General features: G+C 65.4%; 6 protein-coding genes. 2 read left to right on the top strand and 4 right to left on the bottom strand.

Annotated elements, in window-relative coordinates:
- Positions 1-10: 10 nt before the first annotated feature.
- Entirely contained in the window at positions 11-547 is a 537-nt protein-coding gene (locus tag ACOGXQ_RS19540) for a hypothetical protein (RefSeq protein ID WP_419945270.1), read from the bottom strand.
- Positions 548-636: 89 nt separating this feature from the next.
- Here ACOGXQ_RS19540 and meaB point away from each other — a divergent pair, with 89 nt between their 5' ends.
- Entirely contained in the window at positions 637-1,632 is a 996-nt protein-coding gene (gene meaB, locus ACOGXQ_RS19535; RefSeq protein ID WP_419945269.1) for a methylmalonyl Co-A mutase-associated GTPase MeaB, read from the top strand.
- A gap of 28 nt (positions 1,633-1,660) precedes the next feature.
- Here the strand turns inward: meaB and ACOGXQ_RS19530 are convergent, their stop codons facing one another.
- From ACOGXQ_RS19530 to ACOGXQ_RS19520, 3 genes are all read right to left on the bottom strand, one after another.
- Positions 1,661-2,857 (bottom strand): hypothetical protein, encoded by a 1,197-nt coding sequence (locus ACOGXQ_RS19530; RefSeq protein WP_419945268.1) that lies wholly within the window; start codon positions 2,855-2,857, stop codon positions 1,661-1,663.
- Between the two features lie 236 nt (positions 2,858-3,093).
- Positions 3,094-11,178: a cadherin-like beta sandwich domain-containing protein gene (locus tag ACOGXQ_RS19525; protein ID WP_419945267.1), complete on the bottom strand. Its 8,085-nt coding sequence runs from the start codon at positions 11,176-11,178 to the stop codon at positions 3,094-3,096.
- Positions 11,175-12,860, bottom strand: coding sequence for a hypothetical protein (locus tag ACOGXQ_RS19520; RefSeq protein WP_419945266.1), 1,686 nt, complete (start codon positions 12,858-12,860; stop codon positions 11,175-11,177). The genes ACOGXQ_RS19525 and ACOGXQ_RS19520 overlap by 4 nt, the downstream gene beginning before the upstream one ends.
- A 583-nt stretch (positions 12,861-13,443) precedes the next feature.
- On the opposite strand from ACOGXQ_RS19520, the gene ACOGXQ_RS19515 reads away from it, so the two are divergent.
- A complete protein-coding gene (locus tag ACOGXQ_RS19515; protein ID WP_419945265.1) occupies positions 13,444-15,135 on the top strand; it encodes a hypothetical protein in 1,692 nt (563 codons plus the stop codon).
- Positions 15,136-15,169 lie beyond the last annotated feature (34 nt).

The raw sequence follows: 15,169 nt of genomic DNA, 5'->3' as shown, positions 1-15,169 counted from the left end.
CTCGGGGCGCTCAGCGGTGACGTCCGCCGACGTTGCGGATCTTCTTCTTGGCGCGTGCGCCTCGGTAGGCAGCGCTCGACGCTGCCCGCATGCTTCGAGGAGCGGTGGCCAGCCGCTCGTCGGCATCATCGAGATGGCGGTGGTAGCGGCGATGCACCCACAGTTTCTCGCTGCCCACCTGGATCTGACCCCACACCGAGCCCCGGACGGCGAATGGCTCGAAGCGCTCGACGCGCTCGAGCCGCTCGACGGGCTTGGCCGGCCGCAGCGCCTTGGTGCGCATCACCACGATCTCAGAGCCGGTCAACCCCAAGAGTCGGTAACGGGACATGCTGAGCACCGCGACGGTCGCGAACACCGTGGTGGAGATCAAGGTGATCTGCAGCCACGGAAGGCTGATCGTGAGCACAATGCCGGCCAGAGCGCTGACGCCGATCACGAGCAGGGTGAACGGGTGCATTCCTCCCTGTGCGGGCACGAGCGCATGCAAGCGGTCTCCCTGATCCAAGAACTGCTCCGCTGGATGGGAGCGATCACCGGTGCGCATTCGCCTGAGCAAGCCCACATCCATATTGTGCCCGAAGTTCGAATCCGCACGAGCAGTTCGCGCGCCTGCATCCCGATACCTTGCACATCGTGGCCGTTTCTGATGGCGCAGATGTCTCGGAACTCGCCGCAGGAGTCCGTGCGTGCGACCGAGCCGCCGTCGGCCGGGCCATCACGCTGTTGGAGTCCCAGCTTCCCGGCGACGCCGCGCCCGCACAGGAGCTGCTCGCCGCGCTGCTCGACGACAGCGGCGGCGCGCACCGGGTGGGCATCACCGGCGTCCCGGGTGTGGGCAAGAGCACGCTGATCGAAGCGCTCGGCACGCGGCTGACCGCTCGTGGCCACCGGGTTGCCGTGCTCGCCGTCGATCCCACTTCGGCCCGTCACGGCGGCTCGATCCTCGGCGACAAGACCCGCATGGCGGCACTGGCCAACGATCCGGCGGCGTTCGTGCGGCCCTCGCCGACCGTCGGAGCGCTCGGCGGCGTCACGCGAGTGACCCGCGAAACCATCTTGGTACTCGAGGCCGCCGGATTCGACGTCGTGCTCGTCGAGACCGTCGGCGTCGGCCAGTCAGAGACCGCCGTTGCCGACATGGTGGATTTCTTCGTCGTGCTCATGCTGCCCGGCGCCGGTGACGACCTGCAGGGCATCAAGAAGGGCATCTTGGAAATCGCCGACCTGATCGCCGTGAACAAGGCCGACGGCGACGACGCCAAGCGCGCCGACGCGGCCGCCAACGACTACCAGCTGGCCCTGGGCATGACCCATCCGGCCTCGCCTACCTGGACACCCCCGGTGATCACCTGCTCGGCCCTAACCGGCAAAGGCCTCGAAGCGCTCTGGAACCATATGAGGACCCACCGGCGACTCATGACGGACTCGGGCGAACTGGCCGAGCGTCGGGCAGACCAGCGCGTGCGCTGGATGCATGCAATGCTCACCGAACGCATGCGCGCCCGGCTCGCCGCCAGTGTTGCGGGCTTATTGACCGACCTTGAAGCCCAAGTGCGATCCGACCGGCTGACCCCAGCCGCCGCCGCCGACCGGCTGATGACAGCCTTCGAGGGTCCGACCGACGTTTAGGAAGCTGCCGATCTATACGGCGTTCAACCTATAGCCCACCGGGTTCATCGGAAGTCCAGTCCTCGTCGTAGTCGGTCACGGTGATCTCGACATCCAGATCGCCCGTCGAGGTGCCGCGAGACACGTACACCGTGAAATTGTAGATGTTGTCGGCGTAGTAGTCCGTGGGTGTCTCGTAGTCGGGCTGAGTCGCGAAATTCACCTCGCCTTCACTGGAGATGGTGAAGCTCGCAGCGTCGTCCCCTGACAACCACCAATGGACATCCACATCGTCCGGACCAGGTGTGTAGATGTCGTAGTCCCCTATCGGGTCGGTGTAGTTCTCGGGATAGGTGCTCTTGAAGACACCCGGCGCCAAGACCAGCGGCGAGCTGTAATCGGCGGACGGCGACGGCACGGCCGCATCGATCGTCAAGCGATACGTGAAGGCGCCGCCGTGCTGCCATTGCCAATTGGCGAGCTGGATCGTGTAGGCACCCGGCCGCAAGGCGATGCCGACCTGCAGTGGAATCACCGTGGGCGTGTGCACATTCATGGCTCGGTACAGGCGAGTGCCGATGGGGGTCTCATGCCCGTGGTGACCCTCGATCAGCTGCATGAACGGCTCATCGGCGGAGTCGAAGTCTTTGCCGGGCTTGTGCGTGATGGTCAGATTCATCGGCGTGTCCAAGGTGAAGGTGAATGCCTTCGCAGAGCCTTCCCCTGAGTCGTCGCCGATGTCGATGACGAAGGAGTAGCCCTGCGGCAGGTAACGAGTGCACTCCGTCGAAGTGGTGCCTTCGCGAGTGATCAAGCCCTCGGTGAGCGTCCCGAGATCCTCGGTGCAGTCGGACTGCACAGTGGTGACACTCGTCTCCGTCTCTGTTGTCTCTTCTGTCGTCTCTGTCTCGGTTGTCTCTTCGTCCGTCTCGGTTGTCTCTGTCTCTTCGGTCGTCTCTTCGCTGTCGTCCGCATCATCCTCGGAGACCGCGCCTTCCTCGCTTTCCTCTTGCGCGCTTTCTCCGCCCTCTTGGTCCGCGCCTGCCGTCTCTTCGCTGTCGTCCGCGCCTTCCTGCTGCGCGTCTTCCTCGCCTACATCCTCTACGGAGACGCCCTCCTGCGCGGAGACGGCAGGTGAACCCCAGACCATGCTCAAGGTCAGGAACATCGCTCCTGCCACCGCGGACCAGCGCTTGGAATTGCTGTGTCGCTTGTCGTGCAAGGAATCCGGACTGTGACTGAACATCGGGCACTGCTCCTGACTTGCCCAGCAGGCTCTTGACTCTGCAACAGCTACTGCTCAAGCGTACACGCGCCTGCCCCGGCCGGCGGCCTATGCGATGCACGAACCGCGTGACGCTGACCTCCTTTCTTGCCTGATGACCAACCGATCGGCTGCATCAGGCAAGATGCTGCGCCGGGCGCTACGGATTGCTCGCGCGTCCCCCGCGTCAGCGACCTCCCCCCGGTCCGCGCCGGGCGCTACGGATTGCTCAGGATTCTTCTGGCGGCGGCTGCTGCGGTGTGGACTCGGGTCGCGCCGGTGACTCGGCGTACTTGTGCGTCCGGCGCGGCGGCAACGACGGCGGCGCGGACGCTGTCGGAGACCGCCGCACGGCCGCCGACGATGACCACAGAAGCCGGCCGGTAGCTCGCGATCAGCGCCGGGACCGACCCGGCCAGCACGTCCGCCTCGGTGTACAGAACAGCCGACCGCTGCGTCCGAGCCGCAGTGGCAGCCGCTGTGCCGATGTCAGGCGGCGACCAGCCGTTCGCCAGCACCAGCACCGCCGAGCCCGCCGAGCCCGCCGGATCGCCCAGGATGCTCCGCGCCGTCTGCGCCGCTGTCTCGATGCGGTCCGCCCCCGTCACCCGCGAAACCCCGGCCCCGGGCACAACAGCGGCAATGCCGGCCTCCACCACACCCGACACAGCAGCCGATCCGCCCACGATGACCACACGCGCAGGCAGATACTCGCGCAGCAGCACCCTCACCGCCTCAGGCAGCGCCCCGGGCTGCGTGTACACCACCGCAGAACGCGGCGTACGAGCAGCAAGCGCAGCCGCCGCGCCGATATCAGGCGGCGACCAGCCGCTCGCGACGATCAGCGTGGCCGCCGAAGCGCCGCCCGAGGGGGCGCCCAGAATGCGCCGCGCCGCCTGAACCGACGTGTCGACACGGTCCGCGCCCTCCACCCGGCCCGTCTCAGTCTCCGGCGTCGCAGCACGAATCCGGCTGCGAGTCTCGCGTGACACCGCGGCAATGCCGCCCACAATGACCACCTCCGCCGGCAAAACCTCCCTCAACAGCTCGCGAGTGGGCTCAGACAACGCATCACGCTCGGTGTAGACCACCACCGCATTCCGCAACCGCGCCGCCAGCACCGACGCAACACCCACATCAGGCGGACTCCACCCATTAGCCACCACCAACACCGCCGTACCCACATCGAACTCAGCAGAACCACCGCCGCCGCCCGCACCACTGCCGCCGCCCGCACCACTGCCGCCGCCCGCACCACTGCTGCCGCCCGCACCTCCGCTGCTGCCACGCGGGACACTGTCGCCGCAGGAAACATCGGACTGCTCACCGTCGTTGACACCAGGGCCGGAGTCGGTGACCAGACGCAGGCAACGAGTCGCTCGGCGATCGCGGAAAGTGGGGTCGTACGACGCTTCGATGCGATACGTGGTGCGCGCGAGGAGGCCGGTCAGCTCGAACGTGCTGTCGTCGTCGTCTGCGACGAGAGCCTTGCTCTGATACCTCCAATAGCTGCCCGATCGGGTGTAGCGCAGATACACGGGATCGCCGTTGCGGGCGTTCACGGTCACGGTGACGGCGGCGGAGTCATCGGAAATGGACCCCAAGTCGATGTGAGCGTCGGTCACCTCGGGAGACGGCAGATCGACGCGGAGCGACTGCACTCCTGCTTCGTCGAATCCGGTGCTCAGCGTCGCTTCGATCTCGAGGGTGGTGCCTGCTCGCAGATCTTCGAGGTCGAACGAGGGCGACGTGCTCAGCGGCAGTTCGTTCCAGGACGACTCGCCGACATAGCGGTGGCGCAGCCGGATAGTGAACTCCTCGTCGGCCGACTGGCGTGCGCTGCCGCCCGCGTTCGGAGACGATGTCCCGCGGTCGATCCGCACCGTCACCGACGCTCTGGTCTGGCTGACACTGTGTGCGTCGATGCCGGCAACGGTCGGTGCAGCGCCGAGTGTCGTGAAACGCGTGGCGCTGGTCTGATCGGGCGGGAAATCGCTTGCGAGCGACACTTCCGCCTCATGCAGCGACCCGGACTCCAGCCCGGTGACAGCGCGAGACACGGTGGAACCCCGAGTCGTCAGCTCGATGGCGGGCGCCTCCCATGCCTGCCCGTCGCGCCGGTACCGCAGGTAGACGGTGATGCTCGAAGCGCTCGGGTTTGCGATGTCGACATGGACGGTGGCCGAGGTCATGCTCAGCGACCGAGCTGCGATCGTGGTCACCCGGTGCTCGTCATTGGCGCTGATCACGGCATCCGCAGCAGATGCAGCAGGACTCAGGGCAACCGCGCTGTCCGTCGGAGACGAGCCTTCGGCCACCCTCGACAGCCTCACCGAGAAGGTTTCTTCGGCCTCTTCGTCGCTGTCGTCGATGATCGGGATCTCGATGCTCCCCCACGCGCGCCATCGGTACTCGGCGACGCCATCTGCGGGGTCGATGTCGACACGGACGAAGTCGGTCCGGCGGAATCGCAAGGTGCCGACGCTCGGCGCGACAGCGGTGTAGTCCTGTGCAGCCAGCGCGGTGCCGTCGGCGGTGCCGACCGCGATGGCCCCGGCGTCTTCGTGCGGCTGCTCGTCACGTGCGGTGGTGACAGACACCGCTGCGGTGATGCGTCCGCCCTCGGCGGCTGGATTGGGCGAGATGTCGAGCGCTGCTGTGGCTTCGGGGAAGTCGTCGTCCATCACCAGGTGCTCGGCCGCACCGCTGTGAGCCTGCACGGTGTACGCGCTCGGGTTCGGCTCGATCCGAACGCGGATCGTGGAATGGCCTTCCCATTCGTCGTCGTCGGCGGTGTCGACGGTGTGCACGGCGCTGGTCTGGCCCATGGGCATATTCAGCGTCACCGTGCGGGCGCCGGGCGGCGCGAGCATGCTCCCGCCCGTCTCGTCGACCCGCAGGCTCACGTCGAGTCCGGCCGCGTCCGCGACTGGGCCGTCCAAGGACACGGTGAAGTCCAGTGCGCTGCCTTCTGCGACTCCCTGCCGTTGGGTCACCTCGATGGCGGCCTCGGGCATTCGACGCGTCAGCACGACGGTGTAGGTCTCGGTGGTCTGGCGGGTGCGGGAGGTGACCACAATCAGGACAGTCACTGGAGTGCCGACCGGCAGGTCGAGCTGGAAGCCCGATGCCGGAGCGGCGTCGGTGAGCAGGGTTGTCTGGTCGTCGGCGTAGAACTCGAACGTCTCTCCTGCGTTCAGCACCACCGGGGAGACCGTGACCTGCGGATGGCCGAATCCGATGTCGGCGGTGTAGTCGTAGGTGGTGCTGAGGAAGGCCGGGGAGAGACTGCCGCCGGTCAGCGATATGGCTCGCAGACCGGCCTTGTCGAGCAGGTCGTTGGGTGCGATGTCGACTGGGCGGCTGCTGAGGGGGATCTCGATGTTGGCGTCAGCGGGATCGGCGCCGCCGGTGACAGCAGCCAAGCTGACGGTGAACCGCTCGGCTTGCTCGCTCTCGCTGTCGTCGAGGGTCGCGATCTGCACTTGCTTGGCTGCGCAGAATCTCCCCGCCGGGCAGCCGTTGCCGCCGTCGCCCTCGAAGAAGTCGCTTGCACGGAATCTCAGGGTTCCCGTGGCTGGGGTCAGGGCGCGATAGTCCTGTCCGGCGATTGCCGCGGCGGCGCTTCCGCTGCCGTCGGGGTCGGGGCCGTCGGAGGTGGTCAGCGACAGACTGCCTGCGTCCTTGTTGGGCCGCTCGGTCCGCTCGGTGGTGATGGTCACTGTGACGGTGATCGGCCGGCTCTCGTCGACGGTGCTGCTCGACAGCGTGAGCGCGGCGGTCGCCGCGGGGAAATCGTCGTCGCTCAGCTCGACGCTGAACGACGACGCGCCCGAGATGAGGTAGCCGCTGCCGGCAAGCAGTTCCGCGGTGATGACAGAATCGGCGTCCCAAACGTCGTCATCCTCGGTCGTCACCGCGTGGGCGACCGTTGTGGCCCCGCCGGGGATCGTCAGGGTCATCGGCTGTGCGCTCACTCCCGTGAGCGCCATAGGCCCGCCGGTCTCGGTCACGAGGAGGGTGACCACGGTGGCCTCCGATGTGGCGCCGTTGCGGGTGACGGTGAACTCCAGGCTGTCGCCTTCGTTCGCGCCGCTGACCGTCGTCGACAGGGCGAGCACCGGCACCGACCGTGTCACGGTCAGCGTGTAGACGGTCTTGGAGGAGTCCTGGGCGGTGACTTCCACCATGACGACGTTCTCGCCGACCGCCATGTCGAGCTGCAAGCCCGGCAGCGCCGAGAGGTCGGCGAGCGCTTGGCTGCCGGCGCCGAAGTAGGCCACGCTGGATCTGCTGTCGTTGGGGGCGGCGGTCACCGTGACCTGCTCCGCGCCGAAGTCGACGACGGCTGCGTAGGCCCTGGCCCCGGACACGCTGGCGGCTGCGCCGTTGATGCTGACCACGCGCAGGGTCTTGTCGGTGGACAGATCGTTCGCGCGGATCGAGACAGTCCGCGGGGTGGTGGACGCGTCGAGCGTGATGGCGCTGCGGGTGCGGGGCAAGGCCGAATTGGACGGCTCCACGCGCGCCAAGGCGACCTCGAACGTCTCGGCGAACTCGTCCTGCGTGTCGTCAGTGATCGCTATCGGCACATCCTTGGCAGCACAGTACGTGCCCACAGCGCAGCCGTTGACACCGTCGCCCAGCGCGAAATCGCCCGGCTCGAACTCCAGCGTGCCGCCCGCAGCGGTGAGCGCAGTGAAGTCCGCGCCGGTCGCCGTGCCAGGCGTCGTGCTGACCCGCAGCGGACCAGAGCCGCCGTGCGGGACGTTATTGCCCACAGTGGCGACCGTCACCGTCGCCGCGACCTCCCCCACGTCCTCGTCGACCTCAGCAGCCACCTCCAACGATGCAACAGCAGCAGGAAAATCGTCGTCAGAGACAACGTAGGAGACCTCACTGTCAGCACCCACGAGATAATCCGCATGAGCCTGAATCGTCGCGGTCACCGTGGAATGATCCTCATAGACATCATCGTCAATGCTGCGGACCGTCAAACGCGTCCTCTCCGCACGCGCAGGAATCGTCACAGAACGAACAACCTTGTCCCCCGCACTCACCATCGCACCGGTCTCGGTCACGAGGAGGGTGACCACGGTGGCCTCCGATGTGGCGCCGTTGCGGGTGACGGTGAACTCCAGGCTGTCGCCTTCGTTCGCGCCGCTGACCGTCGTCGACAGGGCGAGCACCGGCACCGACCGTGTCACGGTCAGCGTGTAGACGGTCTTGGAGGAGTCCTGGGCGGTGACTTCCACCATGACGACGTTCTCGCCGACCGCCATGTCGAGCTGCAAGCCCGGCAGCGCCGAGAGGTCGGCGAGCGCTTGGCTGCCGGCGCCGAAGTAGGCCACGCTGGATCTGCTGTCGTTGGGGGCGGCGGTCACCGTGACCTGCTCCGCGCCGAAGTCGACGACGGCTGCGTAGGCCCTGGCCCCGGACACGCTGGCGGCTGCGCCGTTGATGCTGACCACGCGCAGGGTCTTGTCGGTGGACAGATCGTTCGCGCGGATCGAGACAGTCCGCGGGGTGGTGGACGCGTCGAGCGTGATGGCGCTGCGGGTGCGGGGCAAGGCCGAATTGGACGGCTCCACGCGCGCCAAGGCGACCTCGAACGTCTCGGCGAACTCGTCCTGCGTGTCGTCAGTGATCGCTATCGGCACATCCTTGGCAGCACAGTACGTGCCCACAGCGCAGCCGTTGACACCGTCGCCCAGCGCGAAATCGCCCGGCTCGAACTCCAGCGTGCCGCCCGCAGCGGTGAGCGCAGTGAAGTCCGCGCCGGTCGCCGTGCCAGGCGTCGTGCTGACCCGCAGCGGACCAGAGCCGCCGTGCGGGACGTTATTGCCCACAGTGGCGACCGTCACCGTCGCCGCGACCTCCCCCACGTCCTCGTCGACCTCAGCAGCCACCTCCAACGATGCAACAGCAGCAGGAAAATCGTCGTCAGAGACAACGTAGGAGACCTCACTGTCAGCACCCACGAGATAATCCGCATGAGCCTGAATCGTCGCGGTCACCGTGGAATGATCCTCATAGACATCATCGTCAATGCTGCGGACCGTCAAACGCGTCCTCTCCGCACGCGCAGGAATCGTCACAGAACGAACAACCTTGTCCCCCGCACTCACCATCGCACCGGTCTCGGTGAGCTGCACGTTCACGCTCAGGGCGTCGTCTGCCGCTGTTGCACGGCTCACGATGAACGACAGCACGTCGCCTTCGTCCGCGGTGGTCACGTCGGCGGTGATGGAGACAGTCGGCGGCGGCGTTCGCGTCACGGTCACCGTGTAGGCGCGCGTCGCTGAGTTCTGCGCTGTCACCGTCACCGTGATGACGGTCTCCCCGGCTGGCAGATTCACTTGATATCCCGCCGCTGTGCTGGCGTCGGCTGGCGTGATCGACACGGACGCGAGCGGGTCGTTGGCGGCAGCGGTCACGGTGGTGCTCATCGTTGCCCACGAGGCGTCGGCGGTGTAGGCCGTGGTGAAGAGGTCGAACGCCGGGCTGATGGCGAGGCCGCTCAGCGCCAGCTCGCTCAGCGAACGGTCGGCGCTGCCGGTCGCGAACGTCCGGGTGACCGTCGAGTCGTCAGCGAATGCGCTGCTCAACGACACCTGCAGCTGGTACTCGGTCGCGTCCGTCAAGCCAGTCAGCGTGATCTGCTCCTCGGCGCCTGCATCGGCTCGTTCGTGCGTGGTCCACGATCCCCCTGACGACCTGATCCTCCAGTACAGGGTCGGCTCGTCCGCGTTGGCGATTCGCACGACGACCTCGGCTGTGGGGGTGCCGATGTCGATCGAGACTGACTTCAGCAGATTGGTGCCGGTTTCGGAGTGGAGCAGGATCGGTGCTGTGTTGTCGGCGAGCTCTGAGAGTCCGCTGTAGTCGCTGGGGGCCAGTGCGACGTAGAAGTGCTCTGTCGCGCCGGGGTCGTCTGCTGAGGCAAGATCGTCGTGGAGCTCGACGCGCACGATCCGGTGAGCGCCGGCGGCTGCTGTGCCGCTCCAGTCGAACTTCTCGTAGCCCCACGTGCGGTACAGGCTGCTCGACCCGCCCGAGAACAGCTCCCCGTAGCCGAAGTTGAAGCCCTCCCTCATCGGGTCCTGCTCGCCGAAAGACAGGTCCTTGCTGAACGCAGCATCGCTGCTGGTGACCACCGGGTCGCCGGCCACGAACGCACGCGAGTCGTCCAGCGCGCTGTGCAGCACCCCCACCACCGGCCACGGCTGACCCTCCGATGAGACATTGGACAGCGTGCACTCCATCACCGTGCCCTCATCGGCCTCAGCCGGGCACGACAAGGTGAACTCATCAGTGGACACCGTCACCGTGGAGGCATCCCCCAGCGCCGCCCGCACGAAGTCCACCCGATGCGTGCCCGTCGTGCCGTCCTCCGCGGTGACGGTGAGCGTCACCGCAGTCGTGCCGACGCTCAACGGCACAGACGGACTCTCCTCGCCGCTGGACAGCACGGCGCTGAACACACCCCCGCGGGCCAGCGCCACGCCGGCGCCGTCGTGGGCCGCGGCCATGCTCACCGTCGCACGCTGATGGGACACCTCCGCAGTCAAAGTCGCCTCGGTCACCTCATAGGCCACATTGACCGACTGGGCGGCGTCGCTCGCCGACAGCGCCCGACCCCCCCCCGCAGACGCCGACAGGCTCGACAACGCCACATCCGAGCTCTTGGCGTCGTCCTCGGTGACAGTCACGCTCTGCTTGTTGTTGTACAAAAACCCGACACCGTCGCTGCCGTCAGGCCCCAACGCCACATAGAACTGCTCACTGCCCTCAGCAGCCGCGTCGTCGACGACCGCGATACTCACCGTCCGCGAAGTCTCAGGAGGAACCAGCGTGGTCACAGTCGGGGGAGGATCCGCCGGGACGCCGTCCGCGTCGCCGTCCCAGTCAAAACGCGAATAGCCCACCAACGTCTCACCGATCCACCAGACACTGCTGTCCAGCTCCACAACCGGACTCAACGACCCAAACCCCACATCCACCGGACTGCCCACCACCAACGCCCTGTCCTCGTCAGCCGACAAATGCAACAACGCCACCACCGGCCACGGCTGAGCCTCCGACGACGAGTTCGCAAGAGTGCACGCCAGCGTCTCACCCTCAGCCACCTCCGCATCACACGTCAACGAAAAACCGTCCTGCGTGACCGTGACCGTGTCCTCAGAGCCGGCCGCACGAGACAGAACCGCCAACACCAGCCCCGCAACACATGCCAGCGCCAAGACCCCCACGAGCCGGGTCCCCGCACGCCGCCCGGAGCGACCTGCCTCATCGGTGCTCACTGGTACACGGGCTCCATGTCTGTGTACAGGCCGTCGGGCTGGAAGACCCGAATGTAGTCGATCTCCATCTTGGAGTCGAGAATCTCGTCGCCGAAGTTGCCAGCCAACCCGCCGGGGAGTCTTGAGCCTAAGTCGATGGTCATGGGCGTGTGCCCTATGCCCATCTGCATGAGGAGGCTGTCGGCGCTGCTGCTGAGATGCTCGTGGAAGTCTCCGGTCAGCGTGGAGAATGGTTCAGGGGCGAAGCTGACCTTGCCGTCGCTGACTGTGGCAGGCCGGTGCTGGTAGACGAATGCGCTCGCCGGCACCAAGGTCAATGTGTCGTGAACGCCGTCGATCTTCAGGAAGACGCGGTAGCCGCGCGGGGTCCATTCGATGCCTTTGGTGACCGTCACCGGCGTTTCGGTGCTTCTGCAGTACGCTGCCGTGTATGTGCGGGAAGCGCAGTACGAGAGCCAGTATCGCATCCGTCTCGGCTCGGCATCTGCGTCCTTGAAGAAACTGTAGGGCTGCACCCATGCTTGCATGACCTCTTGGCGGTCCCTCGGAACGTGCTCGAAGATGTTGACGACTGCCCCTATTTTGGTGAGGGGGGTCTTGTAGCCGTCGCCGCTGTGCTCGCTGATCCCGTAATCGCGAGCAGTGAAGCGCAGCGGGAGCCCCGCATGGTTCAGCTGGACATTGTAGTTCCGGTACGTACCCGACGATCCGCCGTTGACCTTGTACTTGAGTTCGACGTACCCGTACTTGAATTCGAATTTCCCATAGGTGCTGAGACTCGTCCAGCACCTAGATACGGCAGCCATGTAGTAGTGGCCTCCTGCGACGTTCTCGCAGGGCGTGCCGTCTGCATCGGTGAGGCCGCAGGGATCGTCGTTGTAGTTCCACACCTCCACGCGCAGCGTCGCCATCCCGTTGGGGCAGTCGCCCTGCGGGACGCCGTCGAATTCCTCGGCGAACACCAAGCTGTAGTCGGCCTTGGGCTTCACCAGCGTCGGCAGGTCGTGGCGATGCGCTGCGGTGGTCTGCGGCGCCTCAGCGGGCAGCAGCTCCCCGAGGAACAGGCAGCCATAGCGGCTGGGATCGCGATCGGGATAGTCGCTGCAGTCCGGCCGGTGCGGCGGCGCCACCACCACGTCCTTGTACACCTTCAGGGGCGACTCGCCGTGAGTCGCGGACAGTTCGACGCGCTGGCTTACGAAGTCGCTGATATGGCTGGTCCTGGAGTTCGGGACGTAGCCGTTGCCGGCGCCGACGAATGGGGTGTCGGTGTACAGGTACAGCTTGCCGGTGTCGCTTTCGACGCCGACACGCAGGTAGTCGCAGCATCGGTGCTGGCGGTAGAGGTTCCGCGACGCTTCCGGCTGGCCCTCCACGGCGAACACCACCGTTTCGTCAGCCAGGCTGCCGCCGACCTCCACGACGCCGAAGCGATGCGCAGAACCGGCGTTGAAGCGGGCGAAGTACCAGATTTCGTCGGTGCGCTGCAGACTCGACTGGGATGGCACGTTGTACGTGTCGCTGACGATCCTGAGCGGAGCGCCGTCCGGGGTCTGCGAATCGGGTTCCTCGTCTGCACCCCGCACCGATATGCCCGAGCCGGAAGACGCGTCGACCCGCGCGCCGGCTGCACTGCCGGAGGCCGTTGCCGACAGCGCAGCCGCAGTCAGCAAGGCTGCCACGACGAAATTCCTCCCCTCTATTGAGGGGACTCGCTCAGCCATCCGCGTCAACGACCACCGACGAACTCGCACCGCAGATCAGCCGCAACCTCGTTGGGCATTGCACCTAGGTCCAGCCCGAAGTCCATCAGGTGAGGCTGAATCTGCAACTTCCCTCCACAGCGTCCGCTGACCGTGGTCATCGTTCATGAACCATCATAACATTCGAACCAGCAGGCATGTGCCATCACGGTGATGGCGGCTCGGCGCCATTCAGGCGCTGACATCGGACGCGCTGAGATGAACACCCTCGCCGCAACCCGCCGAGCGGTGCGATGCCCAGTGGTCGGGGCCAAGTCGTCGTGGGCTGAAAGCATGCCCGCACCCGGCTGCGGCGCCGATGCGAACCGCGCAGCGATCCTGTCGTCGCCGGCTTATGCTGATCAGCAGCGGCACTGCTGCTGATCAGAGACATGCAAGCGGCTTGCTTGAGTACGGCGGGCGCGATTCGGTTCCGGAGCGGACAGCGAGAATGATCTCATTCTGCGAACAGGGATCCAGCGGGTCGGGCGGCGTTGGGCGGTCTCAGCGGCGGGGCAGGGCGATGCTGTTCGCTGCTGTGTCGCTGGGCTGCGCGGCCGCGTTGATCGCTCCGGTCGGCACATCGATTCCGGCGGGTCCGGCGCCGGCTGCGGCAGCGGCATTCGTCGATTCCACCGATTCCACGCCGGAGTTGCTGCTCGATGCGTCAGACTTGGCCATGACGCTGCGGGCGGAAGTGCTGACCGACAACGAGTCGCATCACAATGATCACAGAGCCGTCGGGAATCACTATTTCGGCCGGGCCACTGTCACCGGCGATGCGCAGTCGGTCGGAAGCGTGGTCTACGCTGTCGAGACCGCTCACGACGAAGCGCCGCAATGGTGCGACACTCCCGAACCGAGCAGTTGCAACCCTGTGGAGGTGGGCATCAGGCCGGGGTCGGGTCTGCTGTACCTGTACCGTCCGAGTTACCGCAGGACGCGTCCTCACTCGACGAGCGATTGGCCGGCGCGCAGAGTGCAGATATCGGCGGAGGACTCGTCGTCGGGCATCAAGGTGTACCGCGACGTCTTGATCGACCGGTCGGAGCGTGCCCCCGACTGCGATGACTTTCCAGACCGAGATCGCGAACGTTTCGCGTGCCTGTTTCTTGCGGAGACGCTGCTGGGCGATCCCCCGGAGACCACCGCAGCACTCCGGGAGGCTCTTCCGCCTTTGACCCAGTCCGGTTCCGAGTATCAGCTCATATTCGAAGAGCATTTCAATAGTGGGGTCGCGACAGACAGCCCGACCTGCATGGACGGCATGGCAAGCTTGGATCGGGAGATCTGGGAGATCAATATCTCAAGTTTTGACCAAGACACCCCGAAGCCCGATCATGAGCCGTGCGTGGAAACAGCAATCGACTCGAGCAACAGGACCTGCTTCAATGTCGTCAGTGGTCATTATACCTACGGCGTAAAATTTGGCTGCCAACCACAACTCTCCACCCAGGGCAGGTTCTCCTACAGGTACGGCTACATCGAGATCAAAGTCACCTTAGAGATCAGACGCTTGAGTCAATGGACCAACCTGTCCTTCAGCGTGGGACCCACCATTTCGGAACTGGCCGCGCACCATGATGTCTGGGATATCGACATCGCGGATACAAAAGACCTCTATGCCAACGCTGCCGTCGAGATGAACGTCGTGGAATATGTGACGCAGTCAAGACTGGGCGTTGCGCATCAATACATCAATCCATACGGCATCGTCAACACAGTGCGGCCCCAGCGAACCAACCGTCGGACGTATTTCTGCCGCACCGTCCAAGCGGGAAAACTGGGCGTGTCGATCTATTCTGCTGAAATATGTCCCAACACCCTCAACAGTGACCTAACGATGACGATAGGCGTCGAATGGACTCCCAGAGGCTTTCTCGCCTATCACAAGGTAGACGATTTCCACAACGACTTTGTCAGATTCTCTCCAAATCAGACAGAGATAGAGTTCAATCACATCGGCGGGCGTGGGCGAGATTGGGCATCGGACTCAACGGCGGATCGCAACGATTTCTTTGAGACCTTCACCAACGAGGAGAACGTCGATCTCATTCTGGAGCAGGTGGGCATCAGCCATGCCCCAGCTTTCGTAACGTTCAACGGCAGGACATACGCTCGCCCGACGGGTTTCGTGTCGAGAATTCATGTGGATTACGTCAGGGTCTTTCAGCCGCGTGATGGCTATGCGGGGATGGAACCCGTCTACCAGTAAGGTGCTTCGCGATTCCTGGGCCAAGGTTCTGGCG

The organism is Candidatus Poriferisodalis sp., from assembly GCF_965208485.1.
In the GTDB taxonomy this organism is placed as follows: domain Bacteria; phylum Actinomycetota; class Acidimicrobiia; order Acidimicrobiales; family Poriferisodalaceae; genus Poriferisodalis.
Note: the sequence above shows the minus strand (reverse complement) of the source record. Positions and strands in the feature narration are given on the sequence as shown.